At 33.6% G+C, this 16,359-nt stretch carries 14 protein-coding genes and 1 pseudogene; 1 reads left to right on the top strand and 14 read right to left on the bottom strand.

Going from position 1 to position 16,359, the window contains the following annotated elements:
* Nucleotide 1 precedes the first annotated feature (1 nt).
* The 12 genes and pseudogenes from gmd to ACWGOQ_RS18490 form a co-directional block, all read right to left on the bottom strand.
* The gene (gene gmd / locus ACWGOQ_RS18545) at nucleotides 2–1,114 is read right to left on the bottom strand and encodes a GDP-mannose 4,6-dehydratase (protein WP_452055857.1); all 1,113 of its coding nucleotides are present in this window, start codon (nucleotides 1,112–1,114) and stop codon (nucleotides 2–4) included.
* 13 nt (nucleotides 1,115–1,127) lie between these two features.
* The gene (locus ACWGOQ_RS18540) at nucleotides 1,128–2,093 is read right to left on the bottom strand and encodes a type I phosphomannose isomerase catalytic subunit (RefSeq protein WP_452055858.1); all 966 of its coding nucleotides are present in this window, start codon (nucleotides 2,091–2,093) and stop codon (nucleotides 1,128–1,130) included.
* A 4-nt stretch (nucleotides 2,094–2,097) separates the two neighbouring features.
* The gene (rfbD, locus tag ACWGOQ_RS18535) at nucleotides 2,098–2,952 is read right to left on the bottom strand and encodes a dTDP-4-dehydrorhamnose reductase (RefSeq protein WP_452055859.1); all 855 of its coding nucleotides are present in this window, start codon (nucleotides 2,950–2,952) and stop codon (nucleotides 2,098–2,100) included.
* A 22-nt stretch (nucleotides 2,953–2,974) separates the two neighbouring features.
* Nucleotides 2,975–4,027, bottom strand: a complete 1,053-nt coding sequence (locus ACWGOQ_RS18530; RefSeq protein WP_452055860.1) for a hypothetical protein — start codon at nucleotides 4,025–4,027, stop codon at nucleotides 2,975–2,977.
* Nucleotides 4,028–4,102: 75 nt separating this feature from the next.
* The gene (gene rfbC / locus ACWGOQ_RS18525; RefSeq protein WP_452055861.1) at nucleotides 4,103–4,645 is read right to left on the bottom strand and encodes a dTDP-4-dehydrorhamnose 3,5-epimerase; all 543 of its coding nucleotides are present in this window, start codon (nucleotides 4,643–4,645) and stop codon (nucleotides 4,103–4,105) included.
* A 128-nt stretch (nucleotides 4,646–4,773) separates the two neighbouring features.
* A complete protein-coding gene (gene rfbA, locus ACWGOQ_RS18520; RefSeq protein WP_452055862.1) occupies nucleotides 4,774–5,631 on the bottom strand; it encodes a glucose-1-phosphate thymidylyltransferase RfbA in 858 nt (285 codons plus the stop codon).
* Between the two features lie 30 nt (nucleotides 5,632–5,661).
* Nucleotides 5,662–6,011, bottom strand: a pseudogene (locus tag ACWGOQ_RS18515) (GxxExxY protein).
* Nucleotides 6,012–6,089: 78 nt separating this feature from the next.
* Nucleotides 6,090–7,103: a dTDP-glucose 4,6-dehydratase gene (gene rfbB, locus ACWGOQ_RS18510; protein ID WP_452055863.1), complete on the bottom strand. Its 1,014-nt coding sequence runs from the start codon at nucleotides 7,101–7,103 to the stop codon at nucleotides 6,090–6,092.
* Nucleotides 7,104–8,108, bottom strand: coding sequence for a hypothetical protein (locus tag ACWGOQ_RS18505; protein ID WP_452055864.1), 1,005 nt, complete (start codon nucleotides 8,106–8,108; stop codon nucleotides 7,104–7,106).
* Nucleotides 8,105–9,805, bottom strand: a complete 1,701-nt coding sequence (locus ACWGOQ_RS18500) for a DUF6909 family protein (protein WP_452055865.1) — start codon at nucleotides 9,803–9,805, stop codon at nucleotides 8,105–8,107. The genes ACWGOQ_RS18505 and ACWGOQ_RS18500 overlap by 4 nt, the downstream gene beginning before the upstream one ends.
* A gap of 26 nt (nucleotides 9,806–9,831) precedes the next feature.
* Nucleotides 9,832–11,331, bottom strand: a complete 1,500-nt coding sequence (locus ACWGOQ_RS18495) for a GH3 auxin-responsive promoter family protein (RefSeq protein WP_452055866.1) — start codon at nucleotides 11,329–11,331, stop codon at nucleotides 9,832–9,834.
* A 9-nt stretch (nucleotides 11,332–11,340) separates the two neighbouring features.
* Nucleotides 11,341–12,210 carry a M23 family metallopeptidase gene (locus ACWGOQ_RS18490; protein ID WP_452055867.1) on the bottom strand — a complete coding sequence of 290 codons (870 nt, stop codon included), beginning with the start codon at nucleotides 12,208–12,210 and terminating at the stop codon, nucleotides 11,341–11,343.
* A 373-nt stretch (nucleotides 12,211–12,583) separates the two neighbouring features.
* Between ACWGOQ_RS18490 and ACWGOQ_RS18485 the strand changes: the two genes are divergently transcribed.
* Entirely contained in the window at nucleotides 12,584–12,775 is a 192-nt protein-coding gene (locus ACWGOQ_RS18485) for a twin-arginine translocase TatA/TatE family subunit (protein ID WP_452055868.1), read from the top strand.
* Between the two features lie 61 nt (nucleotides 12,776–12,836).
* Here the strand turns inward: ACWGOQ_RS18485 and ACWGOQ_RS18480 are convergent, their stop codons facing one another.
* The gene (locus tag ACWGOQ_RS18480; RefSeq protein WP_452055869.1) at nucleotides 12,837–14,963 is read right to left on the bottom strand and encodes a Tex family protein; all 2,127 of its coding nucleotides are present in this window, start codon (nucleotides 14,961–14,963) and stop codon (nucleotides 12,837–12,839) included.
* 255 nt (nucleotides 14,964–15,218) lie between these two features.
* On the bottom strand, nucleotides 15,219–16,202 hold the full coding sequence (locus ACWGOQ_RS18475) for a DUF4837 family protein (RefSeq protein ID WP_452055870.1): 984 nt from the start codon (nucleotides 16,200–16,202) through the stop codon (nucleotides 15,219–15,221).
* Between the last annotated feature and the right edge of the window lie 157 nt (nucleotides 16,203–16,359).

Genomic DNA, 16,359 nt, shown 5'->3' with positions numbered 1-16,359 from the left:
TTTATTCAAAATAGTTCAAGGTTGTATATCCACCGTTTTGCAAATATTGATCTTTTTTCATCAATCTCAAATCACTTTTCATCATATCCTTTATTAGGTATTTTAATTCATATTCTGGAATCCAACCTAGTTTATTCTTTGCTTTAGAAGCGTCTCCAATTAACAAATCGACTTCTGTTGGTCTGAAATATTTAGGATCGACATTCAAAACTTCTTTACCAATTGGTAATTGATAATCTGGATTATTACATGCCTTTATAAACCCTTTTTCATTTACGCCTTCTCCTTCGAATTCTAATTCGATCCCAGCCTCAGCGAAGCTCATTTTTACAAAATCCCTTACCGGTGTTGTTTTTCCTGTCGCAATTACCCAATCTTCTGCTTCATCCGCCTGAAGAATCATCCACATCATTCTAACATAATCCTTTGCATGGCCCCAGTCTCTCTGCGCATCAAGATTTCCTAAATAGAATTTATCTTGTAGTCCCAATGCAATTCTAGATGCTGCTCGTGTAATTTTTCGAGTAACAAAAGTTTCACCTCTAATAGGGGATTCGTGATTAAATAATATTCCGTTACAAGCATACATTCCATAGGCTTCACGATAATTAACTGTTATCCAATATGCATACATTTTTGCAACGGCATATGGGCTTCTAGGGTAAAAGGGTGTTGTTTCTGATTGAGGAACTTCTTGGACTTTTCCGTATAACTCTGACGTGGATGCTTGATAAATTCTCGTTTTGCTCTCCAGGCCTAAGATTCTAATAGCTTCGAGCAGCCTCAACGTTCCCGTTGCGTCCGCATTGGCAGTGTATTCTGGAGTTTGAAACGAAACATGAACGTGACTCATCGCAGCCAAGTTGTATATTTCATCTGGTTGAATTTCTTGAATTAACCGTATTAAGTTAGTACTATCCGTCATATCTCCATAGTGAAGATGGAAGTTTCTGTTTTCCACATGAGGGTCTTGATACAAGTGATCTATTCTATCTGTATTAAAAAGAGAGGATCTTCTTTTCATCCCATGAACCTCATAACCCTTTTTTAATAAAAACTCGCTTAAGTAAGCTCCATCTTGCCCTGTAATTCCGGTTATAAATGCTTTTTTCATTTATCAATTTTATTTATGAATAAATTTCCAACAACTCTGCATCGCTTGCCAATATTACAACATCTCTTACAAAGTATGGTATCAATATAGTTTCTCCAAGTTTTATCTCTTCGAATGTTTCTTTTGTTTTTATAGTCAACGAACCACCTACACACATAAAAACTACAAATGAATCAATGTCATGATAATTTCTCTCTAATTTGCCTTGAATCCTTAAATAGTTGGTAGTAAAGTAAGTTCCCTGTATTAAATTATTTACTTTATTTATTTTCCTTTGGTAATTGAGTTTAAAGTCTTTTTTTGAATCAAAACCTAATGCATCTAATGCCAAATCAGTATGGAGTTCTCTTGCATTACCTTGATCATCTAGTCGACCCCAATCATACACTCTATAGGTAATATCGGAAGTTTGCTGAATCTCGGCTATTAAAGACCCTGCCCCGATAGCGTGTATCTTTCCTGCATTTATAAAATAACTATCTCCTTTAGAAATATTTTCGAAATTTAGAAGCTCCTCTATGTTGCCTTTTTCGAGATAATTTTGGTATTCTTTTTTGGTCGTCTTTTTGTTAAAGTCGACAATCAGTTTGGCATTTTTATCAGCCTGTACAACATACCACATTTCGGTTTTTCCAAAAGAGTTATGTCTGTTTTTTGCTAATGTATCATTAGGATGTAATTGAACGGATAAATCTTCTTTGGCATCGATAAACTTTAGTAACAGAGGAAAGTGATTTCCAAACTCATCATATATTCTTTTACCGACAAGTTCTTCTTTATATCTTTTAATTAATTCTGTCAAACTTTTTCCGGCTAGTTCCCTATTAGAAACTACTGAGATATTATTCTCAACTGTCGAAATTTCCCAACTTTCTCCCACATTTCCTTTAGTTGTAGGTTTATTCAAAAAACTTTGTAGTTTGTTTCCTCCCCAAATTTTTTCTTTCAAAATGGGTCGGAATTTTAAAGGATATAACATTTTTCTAAATAGTCATTAGTTTTTTCAAAGATTTCCTCCAGTCATCAATCTTTATATCGAAGTTTTTCTTAATTTTTCCTTTACTTAACACGCTGTATTTTGGACGTTTTGCAAAAGTAGGGTAATTATCTGTTTTTTTAAGCTTAATTCTCTCCAGTTTCCCTGAAATTTCAAAAATTTCTCTTGCAAAATCATACCAAGTGCCACTTCCTAAGTTACTAAAATGATAAATCCCATAGTTTTCACTTTTAGAATTTATAATTTTAAGTAGAAAATTAGCAAGGTCATTGGCGTTTGTAGGAGTACCGCTTTCTGTAGTTGTAATAGTGAAATCTGTTTGTGTATTCGACTTTTCCAGAATGGTCTTATAAAAATTTTTACCATTTTCAGAATAGAGCCAAGAAGTTCTTACAATAAAATACTTCGTAAGTATCTCTCGGATATAGTATTCTCCTTTTAATTTTGACTTTCCATACTTGTTAATAGGGTTAGGTTTATCTTTCTCCTTGTAAGGAATACTATTATCACCATCAAAAACATAGTCCGTTGATATGTGTATAAGAACTATTTTTTCTTCTCTGCACACCTGTGCCAAATTTTTCACTCCTTCTGCATTTATCAAAAACGCTTTCTCAGGGTCTTTTTCTGACTGTTCTACATTCGTATAGGCAGCAGTGTTAATTATATAATCATATTTTTTATGATGTAAAAACTCCTTTACAGATTTTTTATTTGTGATATCGATTTCAGCTTTTGTAGCAAAGAAAATATCCAAGACACTAAAATCATCTTCAAAAGATTTGATACACTGGGCAAGTTGACCATTAGACCCTGTTATTAAAACCTTTGTCTTTTTCATAAGTCTAATGATCGATTACAATTCAACTCCTTTTGTCGTAATTTTTTAAAAAACGATTTAAAGACAGTAATACAAGTACTAAAAATGTTAACCCTATTAAGAGAATTGGTAGGAGTACTTTTTTCTGAGTAAAAAAGCTGTTGACTAATGCTGCTCGATTTGGAAAATCGGATAACACATTTATAATTTCCTTAGAGTTTGCCTTTATTCTATTATTTTCCAAAATTTCCTTACTTAAGGACTTTGCTTGATTTAATAAAGTTATCTCTGATTGATCTAGCTGATTGTTTTCTGAGCTTAAGCTTATACTAGTCCCAGAAGATTCATTAGGCCTTTGAACGTCTAATAGCTTTAATTTTTGATAAAACTCCTTTAAAGAATCTACTTCTGCTAATTGTTTGCGCACTATAGAATCATCTATTTTTAAATTTAGATCATTCGTGCTTTTTTGAACCCTAAAATACTCATTGTTAGCAATAGAACGCACAATTGCATTTTGGCATTTTTTAGCTACACTAGGATCTAAAGCTTCTATTGTAACTATATGAAATCTAGCATTAATATTATTAAAGTTTTTTAGATAATCCCTATAACTAAGATTTGCCCTAGAGGTACTATCTAATGTTCTAACAAAATCACTAAATTGTTTTAACTTCTGATTATCGTCACTAAAAGCTTCGATATATAACTCCGTTATATTAGCCGCTTCTTGATCTGATATTTTTAAAGCTGAGGCGAGTGTATTGTATTCTTCTTCTTCAGTAAGTTCATTATAGAATTCAATATTATTATATAGTTGTTGAGCACTGTTAAAATTAGGCTCTACAATCATCGACGATTTGTAAATCGGTTCTGCTATATAGTCTAAAATCAAACCTAATGTAAATCCTATTATTCCAGCAATCACAAACTTAAAAAAATGGACACGAATAAACTGAAGAAATAAAATAACAGCGTGAAATATCCCTTTGAAAATATTTCCTATAAATCGAAACAATTTGTTGATTCCATCCCCAATTATCTTGAATAATTGACCAAGGTCAATTTCTTCAGAAGTGTTTTCTTTATTACTCATAATCAGTTATTATTGATCTTTTAAAAGTGCCGCAAAGGTACTGTGTTTTCTAAAAATAAAAAGAACTTTGTGCTATTAATTTAAATATGCGAAATTACGTAAATCTTTATCTTTTTCAGATAATTGAATTTCGGAAGAACTAATCTTCCAGTTGATTGCCAAATCCGGGTCATTATAAATGATTCCCGATTCTGAATTTTTGTGATAATAATTATCACATTTATAGGCAAAAACTGCCTTTTCACTTAACGCCACAAATCCATGGGCAAACCCTCTGGGAACGAATAGCTGAAAGTTATTTTGGTCATTTAACACCACTGAAATATGTTTTCCATACGTTTTAGAATGCTTTCTCAAGTCAACTGCAACATCTAATACTTCTCCTTGTAGTACTCTTACTAATTTTGCTTGCGCATATTTGCCAGTTTGATAGTGTAATCCTCTTAACACCCCTCTTGAAGAGGTGGACTGATTATCCTGAACAAATTCTACATTCAATCCTGTTACTTCCTGAAATTTTTGTTGATTAAAACTTTCAAAAAAAGAACCTCTTTCGTCTTTGAATATTCTTGGTTTCAATATAATACAGCCGTCGATATTTGTTTTTTCTACTTCCAAACTATATGTTTTATTTCTATTCTTAATTAATTTTTTTTGCTTTACCCCATCCCTAATGGGAGGCAAAAATTAAACATGTTGTTCAAAAATTAGTAACTCTTTTGGTGTTGGATTTGAAATCATTTCTATTATATCAATTGTAATAAATATTCGCCATACCCACTTTTAATCAAAGGTTTAGCTAGTGCTTCAAGTTGTGTCTTGGTGATGAAACCTTTTTTATATGCTATTTCTTCGATGGAGCCTATCTTCAACCCTTGTCTTTCTTCAATAACCTGCACAAATTGCGAGGCTTGCATTAAGGAGTTAAATGTTCCTGTATCTAACCAAGCTGTACCTTTATCTAAAATACTTACTTTTAGCTTTCCTTTTTCTAAATATGCGTTATTGACATCTGTAATTTCTAACTCACCCCTATCACTTGGTTTGCTGTTTTTTGCAATCTTGACAACGTCATTGTCATAAAAATAAATTCCAGGAACCGCGTAATTGGACTTCGGGAATTTTGGTTTTTCTTCTATTGATATCGCTTTTCCGTCATTGTCAAAATCTACAACCCCATATCTCTCAGGATCCTGAACATGATAAGCATATATAATTCCGCCATCTGGGTCGTTATTACTTTCTAATAACTCCTCTAAGCCAGATCCATAAAAGATATTATCACCTAAAATCAGCGCAACTTTGTCCTTTCCAATAAATTGTTCTCCAATTATAAAGGCTTCTGCCAGTCCATTCGGTTCCTTCTGAACTGCATACTCAAAAGCACAACCATACTTCTTACCATCACCAAGTAATTTTTCGAATAAAGGTACATCCTGTGGAGTCGAAATGATTAAAATTTCTCTAATCCCTGCGGATATTAATGTAGAAAGGGGATAATAAATCATAGGTTTATCATACACCGGCATTAATTGCTTGCTTATCGCTAAGGTAAGCGGATGCAAACGTGTTCCTGATCCTCCTGCTAATATGATTCCTTTCATTTTTTTACGAATTTGCCGAATTTCACTAATTCAGTCGAATTTACTTTCGTTATTTGTCAAATTTATAATTCTTTTATACTCTAGAGAAGGCTTTCCAAAGTTTACTAAAATCCCTAATTCTTTTTTAGTTGCTTTCAAATAATTTTTTAGCTGATAAATACCTGTTTCAGGAACCTGCGTTAATGATTTAATTTCTAAAATGATATTATCATAACACAAAAAATCCGCACGATAATACTTTTTTAATTTTTTTCGCCATAATATATTTCAAGCTTAACCTCTCTTTGAAACGGTATTTTTTCATTTAAAAACTCTTCAGCCAAAACTTCCTGATAAACTGCTTCCAAAAAACCAGCACCTAATTTCCTATGAATTTTCATACATATTCCAACAATTTTATAGCTTTCTTCTTTAAATAATATTTTTTCAGCCATTCGTATTTATTCGAAAAATTCGTTTCATTTGTACTTCTCTAAATACCAATCTATTGTTTTTTCAATTCCTGTTTCAAAATTTTCTTCAGCTTTCCATCCCAATTCATTTTCTATTTTAGAAGCATTGATAGCATACCTAAAATCATGACCTGGTCTATCTTTTACAAATGTAATCAAATCCAGATATGATTTTTCATCCTTCAATGGTTTAACCTTGTCCAGAATTCTACATATAACTTTAGCTATATATATATTCTCTCTTTCGTTTTTACCTCCAATATTATAGGTTTCACCTAGTCTTCCCTTTTCTAAAACTAGATCAATTCCTTTACAGTGGTCCGAAACGTATAACCAATCTCTTATGTTTTTTCCATCTCCATAAATAGGAATGTTTTCCTCTCTAACCGCCTTTCTTATAATGGTGGGGATTAGTTTTTCATCATGTTGTTGCGGTCCATAATTATTAGAACAATTAGTCGTTACAACCGGCAAACCATAGGTGTGAAAATAACTTCTCACCAACATATCAGAAGAAGCTTTCGAAGCGCTATATGGACTATTAGGAGCGTAGGGTGTTTCTTCAGTAAACAAACCTGTTTTTCCTAAAGTTCCATAAACTTCATCTGTGGAGACATGAAGGAATCTAGACTTCTCTTTTCCCTTTTTAAAAATATTTGGAGCATCCATCCAACTATGATACGCCGTCTGTAATAAATTAAACGTACCAACGATATTAGTATTAATAAAAGCTCCGGGGTTGCTTATTGAATTATCCACATGAGACTCTGCAGCAAAATGAACTACCTCATCTATTTTATATTCGGAAAATATTTTTTGAACTAAAGTTACATCACAAATATCTTCTTTAATGAAGGTGTAATCACAATTATTAGCTATTTGAATATTGTCTAAATTTGCAGCATAGGTAAGTTTATCAAGATTAATCAGTTTTATATCCTGAAATTTGGATTTAAAATTCAAGTAATTTGAACCTATAAATCCTGCTCCTCCTGTTATTAAAACTGTTTTTTTCGACATTTAATCTTTAATAAAACTATTTATTTTACGAGAAATGTTTATAAACAAAAAAATCAATGAAGTTAATGCAAAAAGAATCAACGGTAATAATATTATAAACCTTTTATGTATCCTAACCGATTGAGAAATAATGTTTCCGTATTCAATCACTTCAAAAAGCTCTTTGTCTAACGTTAATATTTTTTCTTGTTGATTAATTACATTTAATAAATCATCTTTTCTTTTTAGTAAGGAAGAAATAGTAGGGATTTCTGATTCTTCTGCATAAACGATTATTTCCTTCTCTTGATTGCTTTGGCTCTTATTCAATTTATCTAAATATTCTTCTACATAAACCAGCGTTTCTCTATTCTTTTCTAGATTATATTTGGTTTGTTTAAGCTTTAATGATAGCTGTTTGCTATAATGTTCATTAGACTGGATATAAGATAGTAACGCTTTTGAAACAGCTTTCTCATCAGAAGATTCACTATTGAAATACAATTGAAGCCTATGGTATTTATAAAAATTTCTATATTTTTCATCTTCCAGTGTTTCCTCATCGTATTCATCTATAATATGATGAAAAAAATCCTGATCTCCATATTTTAAATGCAATCCGTCCAATACATCTGTTGCCTGAATCACCGGTTCTAATTCTATCTTCTTGATGTTGGACACCTGCACAGAATCTATTTGCAGTTTTCTTAAAAAAGCCCCGTTTTTTAGGTTCTTTTCCAAACCTTCTACAAAATCATAAATATAGTTGTTTGTTCCATATTTAGGTTCTAGTATTATTTCTTGTGAAAACGTTTTGGTTATCTCCAATTTTTTATCTAGAAAATATCCTCCAATAGCGCCTAATATCCCCAAAACAAGAAACAGAATAAGGTTTCTTTTATAAAATAAAACAATTGCAACTAAGGCTTTTAACAAACCTTTAAAAACTCCTTTAATAGCATTAAAAAGTGGTTTAATATCAATTATTTCATCATCATTTTCTGGACTTATTTTTTCTTGATTCATTTTATCGATGCTTCTTTAAATATCTGTTCTAAAATCTTCTCCGTAATCAAGTATGTTGGTTTTACTCCTGTTGTACCTAGTCCTCCAGATGCCAATGTGCTTCCTGTTTCTAATGGGTTATCCGATGCATAGTAGGCGTAATTTACTTTGACATCAGCGCTAATACTACCACGAAGTTTTGATGCGGACTGTATCGCTTTTTGATAGTGAGCCCCTTCCATCTCCAATCCGATTACATTCCAGGTAGAATCGTGAAAGAATTTTAGGATGTCCCTGTTTTGTAATGACGTTCCTAATACGGTGATCATGGATCCATCATAAATATCGATCCCATTTCCTTCTAAATGTTCTTTCTTTAATCCGTTATCAAAAGGGTAGTTATCTGCTGTTCCTTCAAAAACGTGGGCAGAAGGTATCATAATGTCGCCCTTTCCTCCTTCAAGAATACCAGCTTTTCCCATTAGAGAAACCGATTTAACATTAAGATACTTTTGATCATTCACTTTTACATATGGCTTAAGCAATTCGTCCATGGTTTCATACGCTTGTTCTCCAAAAGCATAGTCCATTACGATAATAACAGGTTTTTCTTCATTTTTAACCTCTGATAGTAAGGATGCATATCCGCCTTCAGTGTATTTAGAGGTGTCAAAAATTTGTACATTAATATTTGTTCCGCTCTGATCGGCGATATAGGTCATTCCTTTCTGCAAGGCCAGTTTTTCTACTTTAGCTCTTAGCTTATCATTTTTGCTTTCGCTAAGCAATTCATAAACGTCAAAAGTAGTCTTGTTTTTTAGTTCTGTCTTCAATGCAATTGGCGTGTACAGTGTATTCATTACACTATGCATATTCGCACTTATAATATGTATTGGTCGATCCAGAAGGTTGAGATCTTCCAGCTTACTTTTAATCGTATTTGCCCATCGTTCTCCGTGAATATGGTGTCCTAAACGCTCTCTTAGCACTGGGCTAAAGGTTACAATTCTTTTGTTCCCGTTTACAAACTCGTCGATTGCCAATTTACCCAACCAATAGATAATATGTAAGAACCGCTCTTTATTTTCTGGATAAGAAAAGTTTTCGTAAATAGAAGAAACCTCATGAAAAGTTCTTCCTAATATATTTGCTGTATGCGTAAGAGCGACTTCTCTCTCAGCTTTGGTTAGTTCTTTTTTAGAGGACACTGCATTTTCTAGTTTATCCCAGTCCCGTGTAACATTTCCTTCCTCATTAATCACCACGCGATTCATTATTTTATGAGATTCAATAAACAAAAAAGTAAGGTGGGTAAGAATATCATATATTTCCGATCGTCCCCGTGTAATCTCAATATTCATCTGCTCTTCATCAATCCTGTAGCAGTTTCTTCTCCTTTTAGGAGGGACAATTGCCTTAAAATGCGAATTTTTATAGCCTTCTTCACTAGTAAGGTTAATATAACGACATTCTTCAATTCCAATAGGTAGTCGATCAATTACATACAACAACCCATCTAATTCTACTTTTTCTTCTGCTACAGAGCCATAAATCTCAGGACGTAGTGTAAGAAGTCCTTCCCGTAGGGTGTCTCCAGAAACCCCCATCGGCTTATAAAACCCTCTATTGAACAAGTGCCGCATGGTAATGTACATGCGCTCAATAGCGCTTGAACTTTCTTGTGCTCGGGTTCTTCCTTGTAGTTTTAGATGTACCATAAAATTTTTCCGAACAAAGATATAATTTATTTATCTATACTGATTGCTAAGGAATCGACAATATTTCTGTCATTAGAAAGCCTCGGTAGTTTATTTTGTCCTCCTAATTTTCCAATTGATTTCATATAGTCATTAAATCCATTTATTGGAACGGTTCTGACCTTTAACGTTCTTAGTATATTACCCACAATCAAATCATCGTAATATGAGTTTTGTTTTCGTAAAGAATGGTCTATTTGCAATGCAAATTCTTCTATATCTTCTGGAACTTCTTGAAATTCCACAAACCATTCGTGGTAAGGCAGTTCTGAGTCTTTAGGGCTAATCTGCGGTGCCACGGTAAACTCTTTGATCATTATTCCTGTTGCTTCTGCAGCTTCTTTTATCGCTTGCTCTACTTCTTTACCTATCACGTGTTCTCCAAAAGCAGAGATAAAATGCTTGATTCTACCAGACACTACCAATCTATAAGGAGAGGTACTAGTAAACATTACAGTATCTCCAATATTATAAGCCCATAATCCCGCATTAGAGGAAATCAGCATCACATAATTTACCCCCACCTCAACATCTCCAATCATTAGTCGCTTAGGGTTTTCTTCAAAAAATTCTTCTGCTTTTACAAACTCATAAAACATTCCTGAATCCAGCTGTAACAGCATTCCCTTTTCATTTTGTTTATCCTGAAACGCAAAAAAGCCTTCAGAGGCAGGATACAGCTCAATACTGGCAACTTTTCTTCCTATTAACTTTTCGAATGTAGCTTTATAAGGTTCATAATTTACACCTCCGTAAATAAATAATTCAAAATTTTTAAAAAGCTCTCCAATTGGTTTTCCTGTCTTTTTTTGAAGTTTTTCAAAATACATCTGGACCCAAGGTGGAATTCCACTAATGATCGTCATATTTTCGTTTACAGTCTCTTCGACTATAGCGTCCACTTTTGTTTCCCAATCATCAATACAATTTGTTTCCCAACTCGGCAGTCTGTTTTTTTGAAGATATTTAGGTACATAGTGCGCTACAATACCTGAAAGTCTCCCTAGGTTAATTCCGTTTTTTTCTATGAGCTCGGGGCTTCCTTGAAGGAATATCATTTTACCATTCACAAATCTTGCGTTTCCGCTTTCTGCAATGTAACATAAGATAGCATTTCGTGCAGCATTTACGTGCGTCGGCATAGAGTCTCTGGTCAAAGGGATGTATTTTACACCACTTGTAGTTCCAGATGTTTTAGCAAAATAAATTGGTTTTCCCGGCCATAGAACGTCATTTTCTCCTTTTACCACCCGATCCACATAGGTTCGCAATTGTTCATAATCTCGAATAGGTACATTTTTTACAAAATCGGCGTGGGTTTTTACTTTTTTAAAATGGTGCTCTTTACCGAAAGATGTGTTCTGTGCAGATACTATTAACTCGTTAAAAACTCTTTTCTGGGTTTTTACGGGGTTGTTAGCCCATTTATTTATCTTTTTACGGATATGCTTTGCAAAAATCTTTGCCCCTAATGCTTTAATAGACATTGTATGTTGTTATTCAAAATCAATAAACTTTGACGGATCTGTAGGATACCCATCTCTCCACAATTCGAAATGTAAGTGTGGTCCTGTTGAAAGTTCTCCTGTGGATCCTGCGGTAGCTATTACCTCACCCGCTTTCACCAACTCTCCTTGTTGTTTTGTAAGAGAGGTATTGTGCTTATACACAGTTAATAGACTATTTCCATGTTCTAATATAATTACGTGACCTGTTTCTGAAGTCCATTCTGCAAAAATTACTGTCCCCGCTGCAGCAGCTTTGATAGGTGTATCTTTTGGCACTGCGATATCAATAGCGTAGTGTTTTTTGTTAACATTATAGGTGTCTGTTACGCTTCCTTTTACTGGTGGAAACAAGGAAAAATCGGTACTGGACTTTTCACTTTCAAATAAACTGTATTTATCTTCTCTAGAAACTTCTTCTCTAAGTTGTATATCTTGTTCTGACGGACTTAGATCTACTTCTTCTGGATTTAATTTTTGTGATTGTACTGCAGAGTCAATATCAAATTCTACTGTTTTTACATCACCCGTTAGTACTTTTTTGATAGAACTATAGTATTTCTGATTAATGCCTAGTACGGTTTCTAACGAATCCGCGGTAGAAACTAACCTGGTTGCCTTTTGGTTTAGTGATGTCGAAGAGTATCCTGGAATATATTCTCTTAATGGTGTAAAAGCAATAAGGACTGTAGTACATGAAATCAATACAATTGAGGTAATCATTACCAACACAAATACATTAAGCCTTGTTAGTTTAAAGGATATGCGTTCTTCAAAAGTATCTTCATTGAGAATAACCAAACGATACTTATTAAGCAGTTTTTTAGTAATTCTTTTTTGTTCTTTTTTCTTTTTAGCCATAGATCGATCTACTATCAGGGCAATTGTGTTTATATCGCAAATATACATATTCTGTTTACGGATAAAAACGCTAAATTTTACAATAATACTATTTACACTTTGAGTTTACCACCATAAAATACTCTTTTTCGCCTATACTTCAGGATAAAAATTGACCGTAGCTATGGCTATGCTAAATTTTTCTTCTTCATATAAGCAAAAAATAGCTGATTTTCTTTTACTATAAACTCAAAGTGCGACTAGTATAAAACGTTATTTTAGGGTGAATAGTTTTACTGGAAGGTGTGAATATTCTCTTAAAAGCGGTATTTAGCACTTTAAAAATGCCTTTTTTACCTAAATCTTGTTAACTTTGTAATCTAATTTTAAGATCATGATGTCATTAAGTGTATTTTTAGGAATGATAGGCCCTTGGCAAATCGCAATGATTGTTGCTGCGGTTTTACTTTTATTTGGAGGTAAAAAAATTCCAGAACTGATGAGAGGTTTAGGAAGTGGGATTAAAGAATTTAAAGATGCCTCAAAAGAAGACGAGGATCCTAACAAAATAGATGAGAAAAAGTAATTTTCAACTTTTATAAAAAAGAGAAAACCCATTTGCTATCAAGCAAGTGGGTTTTTTGTTTTTAATCGATCAGAGACAACTGAATTCTCTTTCTTGGTAAATCCACACTTATTACAGTAACTATCAAATGTTGATTTAACTGAACTATGGTGTTTACATCACTAATATACTCATGGGCCAGTTTTGAGATATGTATTAACCCACTTTCTTTAATACCAATATCTACAAAACATCCAAAATTGGTAATGTTATTAACAATCCCTGGCAATTTCATTCCTGCTTTTAGGTCATTAATTGTTTTTACATTGGGGTCGAACTCAAAAACAGTCGCTTTCTTTCTTGGGTCAACTCCAGGTTTTTCTAGTTCTTTAACAATATCGGTCAAAGTTGGTAAACCCACATCCTCAGAGATATATTCATTTAATTTTATTTTAGTAATGGCATTTCTATTTCCTATCAATTCGTCGATAGGTACACCCACATTTTTGGACATTTTGGATACCAATTTATATCGTTCTGGATGTACTGCAGAATTATCAAGTGGATTTTTAGGCTCAGAGATTCTCAAAAATGCTGCTGCTTGCTCATACGCTTTCCCGCCTAACCGAGGTACTTTTTTTAGTTCTTCTCTAGATTTTAAGGCTCCATTTTCTGATCTATAGTTCACGATGTTTTCTGCAAGTTTCTCTCCGATTCCGGATACATAACTTAATAATGGGGCGCTGGCTGTGTTTACATTAATTCCTACACTGTTTACACAACTCATCACAACGGTATCGAGTTCAATTTTTAATTTAGTTTGATCCACGTCGTGTTGATATTGACCAACTCCAATTGCTTTAGGGTCAATTTTTACTAATTCTGCTAGTGGATCTGCTAATCGTCTACCAATAGATACCGCTCCTCTAACGGTTACATCATAATTCGGAAATTCTGCTCTGGCAATTTTGGAAGCTGAGTATACAGATGCGCCACTTTCATTGACCATAAATACCTGAATTGAACCTTCAAACGGAATTTTTTTAATTAATTCTTCTGTTTCTCTGGCGGCAGTTCCGTTTCCTATGGCAATAGCTTCAATTTTATAGGCATTCACCAAAGATTTGATTTTTTTTATCGCATTGGTTGTTTCACGTTGCGGCGGATGTGGATATATGTTTTCGTTATGAAGTAAATCGCCTTGCTTGTCAAGGCACACTACCTTACAGCCTGATTTAAATCCAGGATCCAATGCCAGAATACGTTTCTGTCCTAAAGGTGAGGCTAACAGTAATTGTTTGAGATTTTGAGCAAATACTTTTATTGCATCATCATCAGCTTTCTCTTTTGTATGATTAAGTATTTCTGTAGAAATTGCCGGTGCTAACAATCTTTTGTATGCGTCTGCGATTGCTAAAAACATTTGATCTGTACAGGCTTCTACGTTTGATTGGATCATAACATCATCTATAATGTCTAAGGCATCATTTTCTGGAACGGTGATTTTTACTCGTACGATCTTCTCATTTTCGGCTCTAAGAATAGCTAATAATCGATGTGATGGACATTTATGTAACGGTTCTTCCCATTCAAAATATTGTTGGTACTTCTGAGCTTCTTCTTCGTCTTTTTTGGATTTTATAACGGTAGACGAAATGGTAGCTCTACGTTGGTATAGTCTACGTAATCTATTTCTAATCTTTTCATCTTCATTGATCCATTCTGCTATTATATCTCTGGCTCCCTGTAGCGCCAACTCTTCATTACTAATGGTATCAGTAAGGTATTGAGAGGCAACGAACAGAATTTCTTCCTCTCGCTGTTGCTTGATGACTTTTGCCAAGGGTTCCAATCCTAGTTCCTTAGCAACCGTAGCCCTAGTCTTACGCTTTTTCTTATAGGGTAGGTATAAATCTTCTACTTCAGAGAGGGTTTGAGATGCCTCTATACGTTTTTGTAATTCTGGTGTCAATGCTTCTTGTTCTTTAATGCTAGCAAGAACACTTTCTTTTCTTTTTTGTAACGCTTCAAAAGCTGTTTTGTATTTAACGATCTCTCCAATTTCCACCTCATCGAGATTGCCGGTCATTTCCTTGCGATATCTGGATATAAATGGAATTGTAGCTCCATCCTCTAAAAGCTCAATAGTTTTAGTGATTTGTTTTTCTGAAACAGCAACGTGTTTCGCAATAAAAGAAACAATATTCATTGGTAAGATTTTTGAACGGCTAAATATATTATAAAGCTGCTCTAAAATCAAACTATATTAGGAATTGATACCTACTAACAAACTTGTTTTCGGTACACTTTACTTCGATGACATTATAAAAAATAATCCAAAATGTTTTTTATACGGAATTAGTAATGTACACTAGGGTAAAGGCTATAAAGGCTGTCCTCAATCTTCTCTAAAAGGAGCGGAAACTAATTTGCAAGTTTTAGATTTATTGTATAGGAAGTCGTATTAATCGAATTTAATCGTCTTAATAATTGCTTCGAGTTCGAACATGTAATTTCTTTTTCTAACAGAAGGAGCTAATACGAAGCCTTCTATAACCAATTGTCTGTTGTTTTCAAGGTCATCAATCACATAGTTTACAAAAGGGCCTGCCATATATCGATCTTTGATTTCCCAAGTTCCTTTGGTTTCGAATGCAAATTTATTGTTGAATGAAGTTTCGAATAAATATGGTGCATAAGCCTCTTCTGTCATAAACTTTCCAGAGTTTGTTGGTATTTTTAATACGCCTATGGAATCTCTTACCTGAATAATCTTAGCAATGGTATTAGAATCTTTGGGTATGGTACCTAAAGGAAGTTCATAAATCATCAGGTTGGTATCACCATTTTTAATATCCTTACGCAACCAAAAGAATTTATCCTCTTCTTTGGCAATCCTATATGCCGAAGGAATTTTGAGAGTGATTCCCATTTTTTCTTGTAATTGAGGGATGTATTCTACTGATTTTTTAATTCTGAATTGCTTTTCTCTAGTTTCCACCTTTTTATATTTGGCAATCATCCCTTGAGACCTTTCTTGAATCAAACTAACAATATCATCATTATTTGTTCCTGTGATTACATATCCTAATTGTGGTGTGGCATATTTATTATTGGCTACATATACTTTGGGCTCATTGCCTATTTGGATTTTTAGGAACAACCTATTTCTTCTGGAAATACCAGTAAAAGCTTCTGGAGGTAATTGTCTCATAGAAAATAATGGTTCTTCTTGCGGTAAACCTGGAACCTCTGCTCCAAAATATTTACGTATGGTATCACCTAAACTACTTTTCCATAAATCGTTCTCCACCACAACCGCTAGTTCATTTATTTTACCAACAGATTGAGCAAGAGAACCGTTTATTTTTTCGGAGGTATCTTTTTTTTTCTCGGCACAACTAATGGTGCATAGAATAGTAATAATGGCTAGTGTTAGTTTTTTCATAATACAAATATACTTGGGATGAACTAATATCAAAAATAATTATATGCAGATAACCGATATAATACTGATTTTGACATCATAAACCGTTCCAAATGTAAATTACTGTATAAAATAGAGCCAGCTATAAGAACTCATAAAGTTAGAATACCCAACTATT

The sequence above is a fragment of the Aquimarina ulvae genome, assembly GCF_053613295.3.
This window is presented reverse-complemented; position numbering and strand designations above follow the sequence as displayed.

Coding starts and splice junctions, on each gene's coding strand:
- ACWGOQ_RS18480 (WP_452055869.1), bottom strand. CDS start 14,963: ATGAATATTGTTTCTTTTATTGCGAAACACGTTGCTGTTTCAGAAAAA.
- rfbD (WP_452055859.1), bottom strand. CDS start 2,952: ATGAAAAAGACAAAGGTTTTAATAACAGGGTCTAATGGTCAACTTGCC.
- ACWGOQ_RS18500 (WP_452055865.1), bottom strand. CDS start 9,805: ATGGTACATCTAAAACTACAAGGAAGAACCCGAGCACAAGAAAGTTCA.
- ACWGOQ_RS18540 (WP_452055858.1), bottom strand. CDS start 2,093: ATGTTATATCCTTTAAAATTCCGACCCATTTTGAAAGAAAAAATTTGG.
- ACWGOQ_RS18495 (WP_452055866.1), bottom strand. CDS start 11,331: ATGTCTATTAAAGCATTAGGGGCAAAGATTTTTGCAAAGCATATCCGT.
- ACWGOQ_RS18490 (WP_452055867.1), bottom strand. CDS start 12,210: ATGGCTAAAAAGAAAAAAGAACAAAAAAGAATTACTAAAAAACTGCTT.
- ACWGOQ_RS18530 (WP_452055860.1), bottom strand. CDS start 4,027: ATGAGTAATAAAGAAAACACTTCTGAAGAAATTGACCTTGGTCAATTA.
- ACWGOQ_RS18505 (WP_452055864.1), bottom strand. CDS start 8,108: ATGAATCAAGAAAAAATAAGTCCAGAAAATGATGATGAAATAATTGAT.
- rfbB (WP_452055863.1), bottom strand. CDS start 7,103: ATGTCGAAAAAAACAGTTTTAATAACAGGAGGAGCAGGATTTATAGGT.
- gmd (WP_452055857.1), bottom strand. CDS start 1,114: ATGAAAAAAGCATTTATAACCGGAATTACAGGGCAAGATGGAGCTTAC.
- rfbA (WP_452055862.1), bottom strand. CDS start 5,631: ATGAAAGGAATCATATTAGCAGGAGGATCAGGAACACGTTTGCATCCG.
- ACWGOQ_RS18485 (WP_452055868.1), top strand. CDS start 12,584: ATGATGTCATTAAGTGTATTTTTAGGAATGATAGGCCCTTGGCAAATC.
- ACWGOQ_RS18475 (WP_452055870.1), bottom strand. CDS start 16,202: ATGAAAAAACTAACACTAGCCATTATTACTATTCTATGCACCATTAGT.